Annotated in this window: 16 protein-coding genes and 1 pseudogene; 12 read left to right on the forward strand and 5 right to left on the reverse strand. The window is 60.7% G+C overall.

Translation table 11 applies throughout. From position 1 onward, the window contains the following. The first annotated feature begins 69 nt into the window (after positions 1–69). Together C7453_RS03850 and C7453_RS03855 are read left to right on the forward strand one after the other, a co-directional pair. Positions 70–300 carry a hypothetical protein gene (locus C7453_RS03850; protein ID WP_114726231.1) on the forward strand — a complete coding sequence of 77 codons (231 nt, stop codon included), beginning with the start codon at positions 70–72 and terminating at the stop codon, positions 298–300. Further along, positions 301–1,983 carry a recombinase family protein gene (locus C7453_RS03855; protein ID WP_114726232.1) on the forward strand — a complete coding sequence of 561 codons (1,683 nt, stop codon included), beginning with the start codon at positions 301–303 and terminating at the stop codon, positions 1,981–1,983. Between the two features lie 339 nt (positions 1,984–2,322). Here the strand turns inward: C7453_RS03855 and C7453_RS03860 are convergent, their stop codons facing one another. Next, positions 2,323–2,844, reverse strand: coding sequence for a TetR/AcrR family transcriptional regulator (locus C7453_RS03860; RefSeq protein ID WP_211311016.1), 522 nt, complete (start codon positions 2,842–2,844; stop codon positions 2,323–2,325). A 109-nt stretch (positions 2,845–2,953) separates the two neighbouring features. On the opposite strand from C7453_RS03860, the gene C7453_RS03865 reads away from it, so the two are divergent. Further along, positions 2,954–4,132, forward strand: coding sequence for an alpha/beta hydrolase family protein (locus C7453_RS03865; protein WP_114726234.1), 1,179 nt, complete (start codon positions 2,954–2,956; stop codon positions 4,130–4,132). 83 nt (positions 4,133–4,215) lie between these two features. Here the strand turns inward: C7453_RS03865 and C7453_RS03870 are convergent, their stop codons facing one another. Beyond that, entirely contained in the window at positions 4,216–5,043 is an 828-nt protein-coding gene (locus tag C7453_RS03870; RefSeq protein WP_114726235.1) for an oxidoreductase, read from the reverse strand. 173 nt (positions 5,044–5,216) lie between these two features. On the opposite strand from C7453_RS03870, the gene C7453_RS03875 reads away from it, so the two are divergent. After that, positions 5,217–6,029, forward strand: a complete 813-nt coding sequence (locus C7453_RS03875) for an AraC family transcriptional regulator (RefSeq protein ID WP_245948767.1) — start codon at positions 5,217–5,219, stop codon at positions 6,027–6,029. A gap of 406 nt (positions 6,030–6,435) precedes the next feature. On the opposite strand, the gene C7453_RS03880 is transcribed toward C7453_RS03875, so the two are convergent. Then, positions 6,436–6,885 carry a MarR family winged helix-turn-helix transcriptional regulator gene (locus tag C7453_RS03880; protein ID WP_114726237.1) on the reverse strand — a complete coding sequence of 150 codons (450 nt, stop codon included), beginning with the start codon at positions 6,883–6,885 and terminating at the stop codon, positions 6,436–6,438. Positions 6,886–6,947: 62 nt separating this feature from the next. Here C7453_RS03880 and C7453_RS03885 point away from each other — a divergent pair, with 62 nt between their 5' ends. Then, the gene (locus tag C7453_RS03885) at positions 6,948–8,054 is read left to right on the forward strand and encodes an FAD-dependent oxidoreductase (RefSeq protein ID WP_245948768.1); all 1,107 of its coding nucleotides are present in this window, start codon (positions 6,948–6,950) and stop codon (positions 8,052–8,054) included. A 152-nt stretch (positions 8,055–8,206) separates the two neighbouring features. Here the strand turns inward: C7453_RS03885 and C7453_RS03890 are convergent, their stop codons facing one another. After that, entirely contained in the window at positions 8,207–9,031 is an 825-nt protein-coding gene (locus C7453_RS03890) for an AraC family transcriptional regulator (RefSeq protein WP_114726645.1), read from the reverse strand. Between the two features lie 168 nt (positions 9,032–9,199). On the opposite strand from C7453_RS03890, the gene C7453_RS03895 reads away from it, so the two are divergent. Both C7453_RS03895 and C7453_RS03900 read left to right on the forward strand, forming a co-directional pair. After that, a complete protein-coding gene (locus tag C7453_RS03895) occupies positions 9,200–10,420 on the forward strand; it encodes an FAD-dependent monooxygenase (RefSeq protein ID WP_141288656.1) in 1,221 nt (406 codons plus the stop codon). Between the two features lie 95 nt (positions 10,421–10,515). Next, positions 10,516–10,647 (forward strand): annotated as a pseudogene (locus C7453_RS03900) (IS5/IS1182 family transposase); the annotation flags it as partial. Positions 10,648–10,674: 27 nt separating this feature from the next. Here C7453_RS03900 and C7453_RS03905 read toward each other — a convergent pair. Beyond that, on the reverse strand, positions 10,675–11,553 hold the full coding sequence (locus C7453_RS03905) for a MurR/RpiR family transcriptional regulator (protein ID WP_255318151.1): 879 nt from the start codon (positions 11,551–11,553) through the stop codon (positions 10,675–10,677). Between the two features lie 136 nt (positions 11,554–11,689). On the opposite strand from C7453_RS03905, the gene C7453_RS03910 reads away from it, so the two are divergent. Genes C7453_RS03910 through C7453_RS03930 form a run of 5 tightly spaced genes read left to right on the forward strand, consistent with a single transcriptional unit; the run spans position 11,690 to position 16,875 of the window. Further along, complete coding sequence (locus tag C7453_RS03910; RefSeq protein ID WP_114726241.1) at positions 11,690–12,688, forward strand: ABC transporter substrate-binding protein; 999 nt, start codon at positions 11,690–11,692, stop codon at positions 12,686–12,688. Further along, a complete protein-coding gene (locus C7453_RS03915; RefSeq protein WP_114726242.1) occupies positions 12,685–14,370 on the forward strand; it encodes an ABC transporter permease in 1,686 nt (561 codons plus the stop codon). Before C7453_RS03910 ends, C7453_RS03915 begins: the two co-directional genes overlap by 4 nt. Next, positions 14,363–15,409: an ABC transporter ATP-binding protein gene (locus tag C7453_RS03920; RefSeq protein WP_114726243.1), complete on the forward strand. Its 1,047-nt coding sequence runs from the start codon at positions 14,363–14,365 to the stop codon at positions 15,407–15,409. Before C7453_RS03915 ends, C7453_RS03920 begins: the two co-directional genes overlap by 8 nt. A 15-nt stretch (positions 15,410–15,424) precedes the next feature. Further along, complete coding sequence (locus C7453_RS03925) at positions 15,425–16,084, forward strand: ABC transporter ATP-binding protein (RefSeq protein WP_114726244.1); 660 nt, start codon at positions 15,425–15,427, stop codon at positions 16,082–16,084. Then, positions 16,081–16,875, forward strand: a complete 795-nt coding sequence (locus tag C7453_RS03930; RefSeq protein WP_114726245.1) for an ABC transporter permease — start codon at positions 16,081–16,083, stop codon at positions 16,873–16,875. Before C7453_RS03925 ends, C7453_RS03930 begins: the two co-directional genes overlap by 4 nt. Positions 16,876–17,188: the final 313 nt, after the last annotated feature.

The raw sequence follows: 17,188 nt of genomic DNA on the forward strand, positions 1-17,188 counted from the left end.
CGGAAGTTCTTGCGCTAAGCTGGCTGTGTCATTGAGGTTTGTTCTTTCCAGCGAGGAAAGGGCGCAACCATGACGCAGACGGAACCCGGCGGCATTGTCCCGGCCAACGATAACGGGCCGGTCGATCCTGACGCTAAGGCACGGGCTGACGCGCTGGTGTTTGCCCTGGCGAGCGCGCTGGGCCGCCAGATCGCCCGCGAAGAGTTTGCCCGCCGGGAACACGGACGGGCCGCCAACGACAACCTTCCTCTTCCCGGCCTTGGTCCGGGCGGGAAGGACAGGCCGGAAAGGGAAGAGTGAATGACCCGCGTAGCTCTTTATGCCCGCTATTCGTCCGACCACCAGAGTGCGGCCTCCATCGAGGATCAGTTGCGCCTGTGCGATGAAATGGCCCAGCGCGACGGCTGGCCCGTCGTGCAGACCTATCGGGATGCGGCGATCTCCGGGGCCAGCATGATCCTGCGGCCTGGTATTCAGGCGGTGCTGGAAGATGCCCGCACGGGAGTGTTCAACGTGCTGATGGCCGAGGCACTGGACCGTATCTCGCGCGATCAGGCGGACGTGGCAACGCTGTTCAAGCATCTGCGCTTTGCGGGCGTGAAGATCGTTACCCTGGCCGAGGGCGAAATCTCCGAACTGCATGTCGGCCTCAAGGGCACGATGAACGCCCTGTTCCTCAAAGACCTCGCCATGAAGACCCATCGCGGTCTGCGCGGTCGTGTCGAGAAGGGGCGGTTTGGTGGTGGCCTCTGCTACGGCTATGACGTGGTGAAGCGGCTGGACGCCAATGGCGACCCTGTGACCGGGGAACGCTCCATCAATGAACCCGAGGCCGACATCGTCCGACGCATCTTCCGGGAGTTCGCCTCGGGCAAGGGACCGAAGAGCATTGCCCGCGACCTGAATGCGGACGGCATTGTGGGACCGCTGGGCCGGTCATGGGGCGGGACGACCATTCGGGGCCATGTCTCACGTGGAACCGGGATCATCAATAACGAGCTATACGCGGGTGTGCTGGTCTGGAACCGGCTGCGCTACATCAAAGACCCCAACACGGGCAAGCGGGTGTCGCGCGTCAATCCCGAGGGTCAGTGGATCAGGACCGAAGTCCGGCACCTGCGCATTGTTCCCGATGATCTGTGGCAGGGGGTAAAAATCCAGCAGGAGAAGATTGCCCGGACGATGGCGGCGCGTGAGGCCGCCAATGATGATGGCAAGGCGCATGCGCGGCGCATCCATGCCGGGAGGCGGCCTGCCTCGCTGTTATCCGGGCTGATGACCTGCGGGGTCTGTGGCGGCAAGGTGGGGATCATCGTCAACAGCCGGTTCGGCTGCCTGAACCATCATCGCGGGATGCTCTGCGCCAATAATCGCACGATCAGACGGGACGTGATCGAAGCCCGCGTGTTGTCGGGCCTGACCCAACGTATGGCCTCGCCCGATGCGGTGGCCAAGGCCGTCAAAGCCTACCACGAGGAAAACAACCGGCTGAACCATGCCCGCCGGGCGCAGGTGCAGGCGGACCGCAAGGCGCTGGACAGGATTGACCGCGCGATACGGGGGATTATCACCGCCATTGAGGACGGGATGTATCAGCCCGCGATGAAAGCGCGGATGCAGGAGCTTGAACGCCAGAAGGCCGACATCATGGGGCGCATGGCCGAGGTTCCGGCGGACCTGCCCGATGTGAACCCCAATGTGTCGGAACTCTACCGAGCGAAGGCCGCGCGACTGGTCGAGACTGTGAACGACCCGGAAGGGGGCCGGGAGGTGGCGCAGGCCATTCGCGCCCTGATCGGGGGCGTTGTGCTGACGCCCGGCCCGAACCGGGGCGAGGTTCATGCCAGCCTACGCGGCGAACTGGTGGCGATCCTTGATCTGGCGAAAGGGGGCGCGGCCCAGAGTACCCGAGGCGGGAACGGCGCAAAGGCGGAATATTCCGCCTTTATGACAAAGGCCGTTGCCAGCCCCCGCAACCATTGAATAAGTCCTTGATAGGACACGATAAACCCGCCCTCACCGGCGGGTTTTTTGTTGCCTGAAATGCACCGCAGGAAACACATAGGAAACAATCGGAATCAAATCACGTCTAAATGATTAAAGGGGGCCGTATGATTGGATAGCTTGTTTCGACGCGCGCGCTGCGGCAATGGGATCGGAAAGTCGTCCGTATGTTGCCCCATTAGATGGGGGCCTAGGTACACGAGTTGTTGTGCTATCTGCCTGCGGCGCTAGTGAGGGCTCGTCGGGGGCAGGGTCAATGACAGCGTTGTAACCGGCTCCTTATGTCCATGAAACCGGCAGCAGGCCAATCAGAGCATCTCAAGCGGTCATCGTCTTCAACAACGTCCTGACGAGTTTATCTGCATACTGTTCATCGAGCGGCATTCCCAAGACCGAGCGCATGTAAAGCGGTGCGATCAGGTGGTCGATGACACCGTCAGCCTCCGGTGCGGCTTCGCCGCGCATTTTGGCGCGGGCAAGCATCGCGTTAAGCTGTTCCAGACGGGGCGCGAGCACTTGATGGCGGGTTTCCGACGACATGGCAGTGGTGGCCAGAAGCACACGGAAGAAGTTGACCTCGATGTCGGCGTTCAGTCCGGCGGTAATGCGCCGCGCCCATAGGGTCAGGTCCGCTACGAGTGTCCCCTCGTCGGGAAGCGGAAACGTCTCGTTAAGCCGTTCCACGGCCATTTCCATCAGGAGTGAACCGACATCGCCCCATCGGCGATAAAGGCTGGTCGGCGCGATGCCCGCCCGCTTCGCAATCTCCGGCATGGTGACGTTGTGGAGGCTACGCTCCACGGCAAGCGCTCGTGCCGCCTCGAAGGCCTTTGCTTTCACGATGGCGGTTCGACCACCGGGACGTCTCGTTGACATGTCGACCTTAAAGTGAATATATTTTCTTTAACGCCGCATTCGGCGCTCTTTTCCTGCACACTAAGGCGCCACAATGTCAAAGCAAGCGATCGCCGCTGCCGGTGAAGACTATTCTACGCAACGGCTTACCCAGCGCTATCGCTTTTCCGACCCGAATATGGACCTCTTCTTCCTTGGCGCTCTGGGCTGGGCGCCAGCGGGAGGTATTTCGGCCGGAGAAGCCTTTCAGGTTTCCACGATGATCGAGGATGGCGATGCTGATTCCTGGGCCAGCGCGTTCGAGGCCCAGGGTGAAACCCTTATCGTGCAAGCCGACCAATGGGTTGCGCGCGGCGAGACTCGTGCCGCCGGCGAAACCCGTCTTCGCGCCTTCACATGCTTCCGTCTTGCCTGGCAGTTCGTCGCTCCGGGTGAGCGGTTCCTGGCCTTGTTCCACCGCAGTCAGTACTTTTTTGATGTGGCGATGGAAGAACTGGGCCTGCCGTCAGAGCGTTTTGCCGTCCCTTATGGCGGCTCAACTCTCCCGGGACATTTCTTCCGCGCCAGCGATCCCTCGGCACCCACGATCCTGGTGATCGGCGGTGCGGACACCTGCCATGAGGATCGCTTCCTCTCGCAAGGTCGCTATTACATCGAGAGGGGCTACAATGTGGCTCTGGCAGATCTGCCGGGACAGGGCGCCACGCCGGCCGACGGACTTTTCTGGGAGCCGGAAACCGAAAAAGCCACAGGTGCCGTGCTCGATTTTCTCATTGCAAGTTACCGCGTCGATATCTCACGACTAGCCTTGCTCGGCATGAGTCTAGGCGGCTATTTCGCTGCCCGCTCCGCCGCTGAGGAGCCGCGCTTGGCCGCAGTCATCGCTACCCCTGTTCTTGCCAATCCTTCCGAGCTTTTTACGGCGGCCGCTAGCTCTTATTCCAACCCGTCTCAGGCGGCTCGAAGGAATATGGAGGTACTGATGTGGAAGGGCGGGACGAACGACCTTCCATCACTGGCACGCAAGTGGGAAGGCAAATGTGCCGATCCTGCCAAGGTGCAGATGCCGTTTCTTTCAGTGTTGGGCACGCAGGAAGGCGGGGTCTGGCAGAAGCAGACCCGGAGGTGGAGCGAAGGGGTGTCGTCGTTCGGCAGTCAATTATTGGTCCTCGGACCGGAAACCGGAGCCGATGCGCATTGCCAGGGAAACAATCCGCTGCGTCTGGTGCAGGAAGTCCACGCCTGGTTGAATACCGTCTTTTCGACGCCGTAAGCCAGCGCGTTTCGCGGCACGCTCAAAGGCGATGTGCAGGAGTGCAGCCTTGACGAGATCCATTCCGCATACCTGATGGATTGTCAGCCATCCGTGAAACAGGTGAGTTTCTCCCAGTCGTTGATCTCATGGAGCATGGCCTGAAGCCGATGACGAACCAGCCCAAGCGCGTCGCTGCCCAAAAGCAATTGCGGCGGAGGGTTTTCGGACATCACGAGTATCAGGACAGCTTCAGCAAGTTTTTCAGGATCACCGAGCTGCAGGCCGTGCTTTTTTTGTCGTGCCGCTCGAATCGGGTCAAAGAGACTGTCGTACTCGTCGATTGAGCGCTCTGTGCGAACCATGGATCGGCCCGCCCAGTTGGTGCGGAAAGAGCCTGGGCAAAGAGCGGTCACATGCACCCCAAAAGGTGCCATCTCGGCACGCATGACTTCGGATATCCCCTGCAGCGCAAACTTGCTGCCGCAGTAGTAGGCGATCCCCGGCATCGTGATCAGGCCACCCATCGAGGTGACGTTGACGACAAATCCCGAACGCCTCTGACGGAAGCGCGGCAGGAATGCCTTGGCCACAGCGACCGCCCCGAACACATTTACGTCGAACTGGCGCTGCATTTCGGGCAAAGGAGATTCCTCCAGCACCCCCTCGTGCCCGTAGCCGGCATTGTTGATCAGCACGTCGACTGGCCCGAAATCGGCCTCGGCCTGTTGAACGATCCCCTCGATGCGGTCGAAATCGGTGACGTCGCAAAATATTGCATGTAATCTTGGAAGCCGTTCGCTCAGGAAACTGCGTGCTCCTTCGGAACGAATAGTGCCGATTACATTGTGTCCTGCCCGCAGCGCTGCCTCGGCGATGGCAAACCCGAAGCCCGAATTGGCACCAGTAATGAAGAAGGTTTTGGCTGTCATGATTGAGCCTCGCTTGTGCGGTTCGATGGATTGCTAAATAGTCTGAGAAGGACCTGCCAAGTAGTGTGGATTCTCTGATATAATTGAGCATTTCTATGAAACATGACGATCTTGCCAGGAGGGCAGCCCAGCTTGCACCGCGGCCCGGGTATAACCCTACCGGTTTGGGTGGCATGCGCATCCTGCGGTCTGAAACCGTTCTGGAAGATGTGCCGGTCCTCTATCGGCCAGGGGCTGTCTTTGTGCTGCAAGGTTCGAAGCAGGGCTTCCTGGATGGACAAATCTATCGCTACGATGCCGATCACTACCTCGGCGTATCGGTTCCAGTGCCATTCCGCATGGCGTCGCAAGCCTCTCCCGAAATGCCCCTGCTGGCACTCTACGTGGACTTCGACCTGCATCTCGCTGCCGAGATCGCTGTGATGCTTGAGGACGGAGGAAAGAGTGTGCAAGAGCAGGCGCGGAGCCTCGTCTCAAGCCCCTTGTCTGCGAAGTTGCGAGAACTCTTGAGCAGGACGATGAGCACGCTTGCGGACCCGCAGGAATGCGCGATCCTTGGATCTGGCATTATGCGGGAGCTGCATTACCTGGTCCTCGTCGGGCCTCAAGGGGGCGCGCTCCGGGCAGCCCTGCATCATCGGGGGCCTGCCGGCCGGATCGTGGAGAGCCTCGCCCGCATTCGCGCATCGTTCACCGCAGGCATTTCCGTCCCGGACCTGGCGGCAGACGCCTGTATGAGTGTTCCTACCTATCATGCCCATTTCAAGACTCTAACTGGTACATCTCCAGTTCGTTACGTCAGGGCGATGCGACTGCACGAAGCGCGCCTTATGATTGCATCCAACCATGGTTCCATCGCCACTGTTGCAGCGAAAGTCGGCTATGCGAGTGCCGCCCAGTTCAGCCGTGATTTTCGGAAGCATTTTGGCCGCAGTGCTACCGAGGAGGCTCGGTGGATGCGGGAGCATCTGGGAGAGTCGACCTGATGGCGAGCGCAGATTTATCCCGGCCGTTTCATACCTGATTCAATCGAATGCGCGTTCTCGTCACCCCCTACCGCTACGCATTTTCGGGGCAATCACGCAACCGTAAGCGATAGGAATTTTTGCGCCGCCGAACAGTGTCGTTCTTACGCTCTTTCGCGTGAGGGTCGGCCTCTGGCCGAAACGATTTGAACGTGCGGCCGCTCCCTTGGAAGGGTAACGGTCGATCTAAGCTACCAGGCCGATAATAGATCGTTCGAACAATCGAAAGTATATTACGTTCCTTTTCTCGAAGATATGGAATAGAATTCCGAAAAATGAGAAATTTTATTCGGAAGAGTGGATTTTTTTTTGCCAAAAATCTCGCGTAGAAAACACATAGAAAACGGCTTCTGGAGTGAGATGTTTCTTACGGTTCCATAGAATCGACGTTTTCAAGCACACGTCTGAGGAGGGAAACGAGTGTCTCTATTTCATCTTCGGTCAGACCCTTCGTCATTTCAGAATTACCCTGGCGGAGGATTGTGCGTCCTGCTGGAAGTTTCTCCAGTGTCGCTTCTGTCAATGAGATGAGACTTGAGCGTTTGTCCTCGGGATCTGGCATGCGTTGCACCAGTCCGTCCCGCTCCATGCGGGATAGCATCTGCGCCATGGTAGGTTGCTCCACCTTGGCCCATTTTGCCAATTCCTTCTGTGATAACTCGGCTCCGTCTTTGAGAGCAGTCAGAACCGGAAGGTGTGCTGTCGCAAATCCCAGATGCCGCAATCTTCCGTCGCCTACGCGGGTCAGCCCGCGGGCAATCCGGCTGAAATAGTGGCCAGGATGACGGAGAGGATCCCAATCGTCAGAATTGCCCATTGCATAGGCTCCTATATTTATTTATATAGGTTCCTATATAGATGGAGCGTAGTGATATGGCAATGGAGCGGATCGCGATTGTCGGTGGTGGCCCGGGCGGTCTGATGCTTGCCCGCCTGCTGCAACGTCAGGGAAAATGCGCTGTGGTGTTGGAGCGAGATCGGCATGCAGAGGAGCGGCCTCAGGGAGGCTCTCTCGACATGCATGGTGAGACCGGTCAGTACGCGATGGAGCGGGCCGGTCTGCGGGAGGCATTTCTTGCGGCAGCCCGACCAGAAGATCAGGGAGATCGCCTGTATAATGCCGAGGGCGTGCTCCTGTTTGATCGCAATGATCCTATGGACGACCGGCCTGAAATCGATCGTTCCGTGCTGCGCCAGATCCTGTTGAATTCTCTCACTCCAGGGACTGTTCGCTGGGGGCGCCGAACGACCCGAATTGCGCCAGAAAAGAACGGTTTCATGGTGTATGGCGACGGGTGGGCCGAACAGTTTGATGTTGTCATCGGTGCGGATGGTGCATGGTCCTGTGTGCGGCCCTTGCTGAGCGATGCCGTGCCATTTTATGAGGGTGTTACCCTGGTTGAGTTGGGGTTTGAGGTGAAGCGTCATCCTCGGATCAGTAAACTGACCGGTGACGGCAAGATGCTTGCTATAGGCGATAACCGCGCATTGATTACGCAAAGAAACGGTTATGGCCATATTCGTGGGTATGCTGGCGTCAAGTTGGCTGAAAATCTGGCCAGAGAGTGGGGAGCCCGGTCCTGTGAAAACCTGCGGCAAACATTGCGAGACACGTTTGCCGGATGGGCACCGACCTTGCTGGATGTCATTGAAACGGGAGAATGTATTGGTGTAAGGCCGCTTTACGCGTTGCCGTTGGGGCATTCCTGGAAAAGTCAGATTGGCCTGACCCTTCTCGGTGATGCAGCGCACCTTATGTCTCCGTTCTCGGGCGAAGGGGTCAATCTTGCGCTCGCCGATGCCGTTGACCTGGCGGATGCCCTTATTTCGACCAATGACTGGTCACTGGTCAACCGGTATGAACGCGCCATGTGCGCACGTGCTGCTATAGCTGCTGAAGGTGCTGCGCAGGGCTTGAAAAGTGTTTTTTCCTCTACAGGAGTAGAGCATGTGCTCGAGCATTATCGTGCTCGCATGCATGGGTGAAAGAGTATTGGCTGTTGATACGTCGTTCCATCAGGCAGTCCGGCATATCACGATACATGTTCGTCAATACAGTCTTGGTCAATCCGGTAGATCGCCGCAGAGCCCCATGCGATACTTGGGGAGGACAGTATCACACGACCGATTGACCGTATCTATTTTTCTACCAAGCCAGTTCTGGAATATCTTTCGGCCATATATCGCCCAGGCGGAGCCCCGAGAACATTGCGAAACATGGTCACGAAACTCGGGACGCTTTCGTAGCCCAGATCACCAGCGACCTGTTGAGTTGTCGTGCCAGCCGCCAGCCATTTCACCGCGAGCATGACGCAGAGTTGCTGACGCCAGCGGTTGAAACTCATGCCGGTTTCTTTGAGGATCAGGCGGGAGAGGGTTCGAGTGCTCAACTCGACCTGACTGGCCCAGACATTCATGGTGAGCTGCTCAGCGGGCACTTCGATCATGCGATCAGCAATTTTCCGCAATCGCCTATCACGAGGCATGGGAAGGTGGAGGTTCTCGACTGTCGCTGCGGCGAGCTCGTCAAGAAGCACGTCCTGCATGCGGATAATCGTGTCGGTCGTTTCGTAAAAGAGCGGAAGAGCCGCAGCCCGTTTGAGGAGTTCGCGCAGCAGCGGCGTTATGGCGATAGCCCTGCATGCGTGCAGAGACGCTGGTCCGGCGTCCGGATCAATGAAGGCGCTATATCCTTTGAGCGCTCCGCTTGCGTAAATGGTGTGGCGCGCGCCGCCTGGGATCCAGATAGCACTATGCGGTGGGACGATCCAAAGACCCCCCTCCATTTCGCAGCTCAGTGCGCCGCTTTGAACCATTATGATCTGGCTTTTAACGTGGCTGTGAAATTCCAGATCGATCTTGTCCAGATGCTCGAAAGCATATCCGTAAGCCACGATACGGCGCGGAACCTCGTCCGGTTCGATCCAGTCTTCCATTTTTGATCGGTCGGTTAAGATCGGCATGACGCTATTGTCGCTGTGGAACACCTGTATGGCAAGATTGAATAACAATCTGGCTGGAGTTCGTAATGACGCCAGGCGCGACAGACTGCTAATTTTATAGAGCGATCACAGACCGTCATCAGGAAGAAGGCGCGGGCCTTCCATACGGTTCCTGTGCCCCATTGCAGCATGATGATGGAAAAAGACTCCGTGAAAGCTCGAAAGACAATCCTTATAAGTGGTGCCGGCATCGCTGGCCCCGTATGTGCTTACTGGTTGCACCAATATGGCTACGAGGTCGTTATTGCCGAGAGGGCGCGCACCCTGCGTGATGGCGGCCAGAACGTGGATATCAAGGGCGCTGGGCAACAGGTCATCAGGATGATGGGGCTTGTCGAGCGTATCGAAGCCAGGAACACCTTGGAACAGGGACAGAAATACGTTGATGCTACAGGAAAGCTGGTTGCTGTTTTCCCTAAAGGTGCATTTGCGACCTTAACAAACGATTTCGAAATTCTGCGCGGCGACTTCGCGCAGATTCTATTCGAGGCGACTGTTGAAATATGTGACTATCGTTTTGGAACATTCGTCACAAGCCTTGAAGAGAAAAACGACAGCATGTCGGTAACGTTCAATGATGGCAGTGTCGAGGATTTTGAGTTTGTCATCTGTGCAGAGGGGATCGGTTCAGCGACCAGAGACATGATCCTGCCGAGCGAAACCAGCTTTCGCTATCTTGCGGCTTATATGTCTTTTTTTAAAATCAGCAGACGTCCAGGAGATGATGGTTGGGCGTATACGGTTAACGGTGTCGATGGAACATTCATCACGCTGCGGCCCGGAAACGAAACAGAGACGACTGTCCTTGTGACATTTATCCGAAAGAAACACGATATCACATGGGAAAATCAGGGAGAGGCAAAGGGCATGCTGCATGATGCCCTGAAGGGGAGGGGAACAGTCGCAGACCGTATCAGCGCGGAACTGGAGACGGTTCGTGATTTCTATTTCGGGCCGATGAGTCAGGTCAGAGTGTCCCGCTGGTCGAGTGGGCGCTTTGTGCTGTTAGGCGATGCCGCCTACTGTCCAACCGCCTTCACGGGGGAGGGAACGGCTTTGGCTTTGGTCGGCGCGTATGTGCTTGCTGGTGAAATCAAACGGAGCACACATTATGCGGAGGCTTTCAAGGCCTATGAGTGCCTCGTTCGGCCATATGTGCAATCATCGCAAAACCGCATGAATCCTCTTCTTATTCGTCTTCTTCATCCCCGGAGCCGGACGGCGATTGCATTGACACACATGGTCCAGAAAATTCTTGCAAGCGATTGCGTCCAGAGACGCTTTCGACTGGGAGCGGTGAAGCGCGAGAGGAAAATCGGAGAAGACTTCATATTTCCAGATTACAGGTAAAGAATGCCCCTCGCGTCAGAAAGGGGCATGAGAGATGGTCTCCATTTCTCAGACACGACAATAAGCGACATCCAGGCCGGAGTATCTGACCGAAGCGGCAATCGTCGTGTTACTTTCCCGCCTTTACGACCGTACAGGGTTATTTCTACCGTTGGATCGGCGAGGGACGATGGGAAGCCATGAACCATAGTCTTGTGATCCTGTCGCGGGGGCAGGAGGGGCGGGACCTGCTGTCCGAACCGTGTGGCACGGCTTCAGTAACGTTCGATCTGGCTCCGGAAATCGTTCAGGCGGTCCAGTGTTGCCATCGTATGGTCGCGACGGGCGACCGACAGGCCGAAGGCGATGGCTTCCAGGATGGCGACTGTCGCCGCATGTAGGGCGATATGTTCCTCCTTGCCGCGCATTGCCGACACGATGACAGTGCCGGGCGGCACATCGGCCGCCGCGATCCGGTCGGTGACCAGCACGGTCGGCAGGCCCAGTCGTCGGGTTTCGCGAAACAGGAGCGCGATTTCGCGATATAAACTGTCGTAGGCCATGATGATGATGCCGTCGTCCGGACGCAACACGACCAGGTCGTCGGCGAAGGCGCGGCCGGTGGTGCCGATCGGCAGGCTGGCAAGACCGTTGCGGTTGAGAACCCGGCAGATATAGTCGGCCAGCCCGTAGGATGGGCCGATGCCGAAGACGACGATGCGCGGGCAGGGGTGCAGCGCCCGCACGCCCTCGGCGATGCGCTGCCGGGTGGCCGGATGTTGCAGCGCGGCGGCCATGTCCGCATGGGTCTGTAGAATGCTTCCGATAGCGTCGTCGAGGTCCGAGCCGATATCCTCGATCGTCCGGGAGAGGGCCGAGGCCGGATCGCGCGCGTGGGTCAGGCTGGCGACCAGGGCGGCACGCAAGGCGGCGAGGCTGTCGAAACCGATGGCCTGCACCGAGCGGATGACCGTCGCGTCGGAGGTGCCGATCCGTTCGGCCAGTTCCGCCGCGGAACTGGCCAGGGCTAATGGACGGTTGGCGTGAATGAATTGCGCGACCCGTCGCGCCATCGGGGTCAGTCCTGAATCAGGACGCAGGCTCTCGGCGATCGGGTCGGGTTTCAAGATGCTTCGGGCCTCCGGCTTCGTCACGAATCAATCGACATAGCAGGTGGGCAGGGGCGGGGCGTCAAGTTCATCAAACCTTCACCCTGTAGTGTTTGCGACAATCTTATAGGGACTCTGTCGCATCGACTACGGAGGCCCGGACCAGAATGGCGGAAAGGACATGACGGGCGTGCGTGTGGCTGCCGCCGTGCTGCTGCTGTTGGTTGTATCGTGCCTGGCCAGCCTGACCGGTGGGCGGGAGCCTGGGCTGGTCATCTACAGTTCGGTCGGCGTGGCCCCTGCCGTTGTCGCCGCCTATGTGCGCGAGACCGGCCGGCCCGCGACCGTGCTGGCGATGCCGGGAGGAATGCTGCTGGCGCGCGTGTCGGCCGAGGCGCATCACCCGCGCTGGGACGTGGTGTGGTTCGAGGGCGATGACGGCGCGGTGGCTCTGGACAGGGCAGCCCTGCTGGCGCACGGCGTGGTGGCGGATCTGGACTGGACGCCGACCGGGCGGGCGCTGCTGCCGGTCGACGGCTCCTATGAGGTGACCGGCTTTACGCTCGCCGGTGTTTTCCTGTCGCGCCGGGACCGGGCGCGTATGCCGCGAAGCTGGGACGACGTGATGGCGGCGGCGCGCGTGGGGATGGCCAATCCGGCACTCTCCGGGCCGGCCTATCCGCTGCTGGCCGGAATGATGGCGTTGAATGGCGGTTGGCCGGCGGGGCAGACGGCGTTGCGGCGGATGGTGGCGGGCGGATTGCTGGTCGGCCCCTCCAACCCGTCTGTCCTGGTGGCGCTGCGGGCGGGGCGGATCGGGACTGCGATCGTGCAGAGCACTGCGGCGATGGCCCTGGCGCGTGCCAACTCCGACTATGTCGTCGATATTCCCGCTCCGGCCTTCATCCTGCCCGCCGTCGCGGCGGTGGCGGCGGACCGGCCGTCCGCCCGCCGGCAGGAAGCTGAGGCGTTCCTGCGCTTCCTCATGCGGCCCGATATCCAGTCCTGGCGTATGCGCCTGCCCGGTGCCGAACGTCTGTTTTGGCCCGTGACGGCCAGGCCGACCCAGCCGGACCTGCCGGATGCGGGCGGACTCGTGCTGTCGCATCCGGACCCGGAGGTCTGGGGGCCGCTTCAGGCCGAGGTGACTGGATGGTTTCAGCAGGAGATCATGCGATGAGCGGCACGCGACGTTTGGTCGGGGCGGTAGGAAGCTGCGGACCGTCGGTACTGTTCGGCACCGTCATCGCGATCAGTTTCCTCTACCCGCTGACACGCTTCCTGGTGCTGCCGCTGATGCCGGACTGGGCACCGCTATCGGGCTTGGGCGGCGCATCGCGCCCAGGCCTGTCGTCGGGGGCGTTGTGGAACACTTTGCGGCTGAGTGTCGAGGCTGGGCTGCTGGTCATTCCGCCGGGGCTTCTGGCCGGCTTCCTGCTGGAACGTCGGCGGTGGCGCGGGGCGGGGCTGCTGTCGGCGGCGCTGTGGGGTGTGTTCCTAATGCCGAGTTATCTGCTGACCATGGGCTGGCAGATCGTGGTTGCGGCGCCGTTCCTGGCGGATGGGGCCGCTGGCCGCCTGTTCTATGGCGAGGCAGGGATCGTTGCGTTGCTGACGGTCAAGGGGCTGGCATTTTCGTCGGTGACGGCGCGGGCGGGATGGCATGCGGTGGGCGCGGACATGGATGCGGCGTCGCGGGTACATGTGCCGGCGGCGTGGCGGCGGGCCTGGCTGACGCTGCGGCTGCTCCTGCCGGTGGCCGGCAGCATGTTCATGGTGCAGATGGTCGCGGCATCGCAGGATTTCGGCATTGCCGCTACGCTCGGGGCGCAGGCGCACATGCCGTTGGTCATCTATGCTATCTACCAGAACCTCTCGACCGTTCCGCTGGATTTCACCCAGGCTGCCCGGTTGAGCTGGGTGTTGGTGCTGCTGGCCCTGGCGGCTCTTGCGGTGCAGGCGAGGCTGGGGCGGCGTGACGCGATGGCCGCAGACAGGCTGCGGCATTGCCCCGGCATGGTGCCCTGCGGCCGTGGCACGGCCGTGCTGGCGTGGGCCCTGACGGTGGGTGTCATGCTGGCGGGGGTGGCCGTGCCGCTTCTGGCCCTGGCGGTAAAGGCCGCGGGTGATACCGGCGCTGGCGACGACCTGCTGATCGACGGGGACGGATGGCGCGGGATCGGCCTGTCGCTGCGCTATGCCTTCGTCTCGGCGGTCTTCTCGGTTGTGCTTGCTGCGCTTATCCTGGGTGGGCGCATGCGCGCCGGTGGTTCCGGTCGGGTGGTGGCGCGCATGTTGCTGTGGCTGACATCGGCCAACATGGCCGTTCCGGGCGTCATGCTCGGTGCCGCCTATGTGATTGCGTTCAATGGCCGCGTTCTCTCCCTGTACGGTACGCCGGCATTGCTGATCCTTGCCTATACAGCCAGCCATCTTCCGATCGCCATACGGTTTCTCGATGCGCCGTTCGCGCATCTGCATCGGGGGCTGGGGGAAGCGGCACGGGTGCATGGTGTGTCGCTGACACGGCGGGTGGAACGGATCTATGTGCCGCTGCTGCTCCGCCGGCTGACCTGGGCGTGGGGCATGGTGTTCGTAACACTGTTCTTCGAACTGCCGTTATCGGAAATCCTGTATCCGGCGGGCAGCGCGCCGCTGGGTGTCAGGCTGCTGTCTCTGGACGATACGCTGCATTACGGTGCCGAGGCCCGGCTGGCCCTGGTGGGGATGGGGATATGCCTTGCCGTGACGGCGGCCGCCATCGCACTGGTGCCTCGTGTGGTGGCTGGGTCCGAGATGGAGCGGACGCAAAGGCGCGGAAGGCTCGGGAACGCCGGGGCCGTGGAGCAAGAGAATGTCTGAGACTATCCTGTCGCTGGATAACGTCGTGAAATCGCATGGCCGGACCAGGGTTCTGCATGGCGTCACCCTCGATATTCCCCGTGGACAGTTCGTGCTGCTGATGGGGGGATCGGGGTCCGGCAAGACGACCATGATCCGCCTGGTTGCGGGGCTGGAACGGCCTGACGCGGGATGCGTGACATTGCGTGGCAGGCGGGTCGACAGCCGATCCGACGGTATTTTCGTGCCGCCGGAACGGCGTGGCTTGGGCATGGTCTTTCAGGATTATGCGTTGTGGCCGCACCTGACCTGCCTGGAGAATATCGTGACGGCCATGCCCGGCCACGGACGCGACCGGGGGGAGCGGGCGCGTGCATTGCTGCGCGATGTGTCCATGGCGGGGCTGGAAGGGCGCTATCCCGCGCAGTTGTCGGGTGGCCAGCAGCAGCGGGTCGGGCTGGCCCGCGCCCTTGCCGCGCGGCCGGACCTGCTGCTGCTGGACGAGCCGCTGTCGGGACTGGATGTGGAGGTGCGCGGGCGCATGCGCGACCAGATCCGCCGGCTGGTGCGCGAGACGGGGTGCTCCGCGCTGTTCGTGACGCATGACCCGGTCGATGTCTGGCGTCTGGCCGACCGTGTGCTGATGCTGGAGGGCGGGAAAATCATGCAGGATGCCACGCCGGACGCGCTGTATGGCCGCCCGCTGTCGCCGCGCATCGCGCGCATGACCGGAGCGGAGGGGGCGTTGCCGGTGGTGCTGCGCCGTCGGGACGCGCAATGGGGGTTCGATGGCGGCTTCGGCTTTCAGGACGTGACGCCGATCGGCGTGCGGGAGGAGGGGCCGGCCTGCGCCTATCTGCGCCCGGAAGGCGTGCGGCAGAGTGCGCGCGGTCATGCCGCGATCCGCAGGGACATGACGTTCGAGGCCGGGCGCTGGCGTACGCTGTGGCATCTGCCTTCCCTCGACTGGTCGGTGCATAGTCTGGAGGCTGATCATCCGCCCGAGCAGACCTTTCTGAATTTCGACGACCGGCATCTTTTTGCCTATCCGGCCTCCTGAAACGTGCAGAATCGCATGGATCCTGTCAGCGTGATCGAAGGTCGTTCCGTTTCGTCATCCGGCGATGTCCTGTCGCGGGGATTGTCCGTGCGGGCCCTGCGCAACGCCCATGCCGGGCCTTTCGCCTTCGATGTGCCGCCGGGGACCTGCCTGGTCATTACGGGAACGTCGGGTGCCGGAAAATCCGTCCTGTTGCGGATGGTGGCCGACCTGGACCCCCATCAGGGCGATGTGGCGCTGGACGGGTGTTTCTGTTCCGCCATGCCGGCCCATCGCTGGCGGCGGCAGGTCGTGTATCTGCCCGCCGAGCCGGGATGGTGGTCGGATTCGGTGCTGGATCACATGCCCGACGATGCGCTGACCCGCGACCTGATGGCGCAGGCGGGCCTGCGCGCCGGGGTGCTGAATGACCCGGTGCATCGGCTGTCCACCGGCGAGCGGCAGCGCCTGGCCCTGATCCGCGCGCTGCGTCTGGCGCCGCGCGTGCTGCTGATGGACGAACCATGTTCCGCCCTGGATGAAGGGACGACATTGATGGTGGAAGCGATGATGCGCGCGGCCATGGCCGGAGGAACTGCGATCGTCCTTGTGTCGCATGATCCGACGCAGGCCATGCGCATGGCCGATCTGCGCCGTGAACTGGTGCATGGGCATTTTGTCGGAGCAGCGTCATGACGCCGATCCTGCTGAATACGGGCGACCTGGTTCTGGCGGGCGGGTTGATCGTCGGCTGTGTGGTGCTGTCGCTGGTACTGTCACTGGGCATTCATCGGACGCTGATCGTCGCCGCCGTGCGCATGGCGGTGCAACTGATGCTGACCGGAAGTGTGCTGCTGTTCGTCTTCGGCCGGTCGTCGATCTGGCTGACTCTGCTTGTCCTGGCCTTCATGTTTTCGGCAGCGACGTTCGAGGTCGGGTCGCGCCAGGTCGCGCGGTTGACGCCGGCGTGGCATTTCGGGATCGGTGGCTTCAGCACGGCGGCGGGTACGATCATCGTCGTGCTGGTCGGCCTGCTGACGGCCTTGCAGCCGCATCCCTGGTATCAGGCACGCACGGCCATTCCGATGACGGGCCTGCTGCTGGGCAATGTGATGAATGCAACCAGTCTGTCGATGAACACGCTGCTGTCCATGATCTCGCGGGAGCGGGCCGCGATCGAGGCGCGGCTGATCCTGGGGGCGACGCGCGCCGAGGCGATGAACAGCCTGATCCGCCAGTCTATCCGCACCGCCCTGATTCCGACCCTGAACCAGATGGCGGCGGCGGGGGTCATTACGTTACCGGGGATCATGACAGGCCAGATCCTGGCCGGCATGAATCCGCTCGAAGCATCGAAATACCAGATCGTGCTGATGAGCCTGATCGTCAGCGGCAACATGATCGGTGCGACGCTGTCCGCCGTGCTGACGGCGACCCGGTTGAGTGACGCACGCGGACGGCTGCGCCTGGATCATCTGTCGACCTGAGCGGAACGCATCGTCGGGTGGCATGGCGCGTGGGTGAAGGCGCGGGTACTGGCGTGCTTCTTTCCGGAAAATGCCTAACGCTCGACGGCGGTGGCGGGCGCGCCTGTGCGCACGGTCGGGACATCAGGAGGGATGTTTGTAGTATAAACTACAGATCTCTATTTTTCGCAAACTCTAAAAAATCCCCAATCTTTGGATAATTATGGTAATAATTATCATTATTTACGTATTTAGACACATTTATTTAACAAAAATAGAACATCAACTTCACGGAAATTGATTCCGACCCCGTGATAGAAGGAGCCATTGTCGT

Source organism: Gluconacetobacter liquefaciens, from assembly GCF_003350405.1.
Lineage (GTDB): Bacteria > Pseudomonadota > Alphaproteobacteria > Acetobacterales > Acetobacteraceae > Gluconacetobacter > Gluconacetobacter liquefaciens.

Coding starts and splice junctions, on each gene's coding strand:
- C7453_RS03865 (WP_114726234.1), top strand. CDS start 2,954: ATGTCAAAGCAAGCGATCGCCGCTGCCGGTGAAGACTATTCTACGCAA.
- C7453_RS03885 (WP_245948768.1), top strand. CDS start 6,948: ATGGAGCGGATCGCGATTGTCGGTGGTGGCCCGGGCGGTCTGATGCTT.
- C7453_RS03890 (WP_114726645.1), bottom strand. CDS start 9,031: ATGCCGATCTTAACCGACCGATCAAAAATGGAAGACTGGATCGAACCG.
- C7453_RS03870 (WP_114726235.1), bottom strand. CDS start 5,043: ATGACAGCCAAAACCTTCTTCATTACTGGTGCCAATTCGGGCTTCGGG.
- C7453_RS03875 (WP_245948767.1), top strand. CDS start 5,217: ATGCGCATCCTGCGGTCTGAAACCGTTCTGGAAGATGTGCCGGTCCTC.
- C7453_RS03915 (WP_114726242.1), top strand. CDS start 12,685: ATGAGCGGCACGCGACGTTTGGTCGGGGCGGTAGGAAGCTGCGGACCG.
- C7453_RS03855 (WP_114726232.1), top strand. CDS start 301: ATGACCCGCGTAGCTCTTTATGCCCGCTATTCGTCCGACCACCAGAGT.
- C7453_RS03920 (WP_114726243.1), top strand. CDS start 14,363: ATGTCTGAGACTATCCTGTCGCTGGATAACGTCGTGAAATCGCATGGC.
- C7453_RS03895 (WP_141288656.1), top strand. CDS start 9,200: ATGATGATGGAAAAAGACTCCGTGAAAGCTCGAAAGACAATCCTTATA.
- C7453_RS03910 (WP_114726241.1), top strand. CDS start 11,690: ATGACGGGCGTGCGTGTGGCTGCCGCCGTGCTGCTGCTGTTGGTTGTA.
- C7453_RS03925 (WP_114726244.1), top strand. CDS start 15,425: ATGGATCCTGTCAGCGTGATCGAAGGTCGTTCCGTTTCGTCATCCGGC.
- C7453_RS03850 (WP_114726231.1), top strand. CDS start 70: ATGACGCAGACGGAACCCGGCGGCATTGTCCCGGCCAACGATAACGGG.
- C7453_RS03880 (WP_114726237.1), bottom strand. CDS start 6,885: ATGGGCAATTCTGACGATTGGGATCCTCTCCGTCATCCTGGCCACTAT.
- C7453_RS03930 (WP_114726245.1), top strand. CDS start 16,081: ATGACGCCGATCCTGCTGAATACGGGCGACCTGGTTCTGGCGGGCGGG.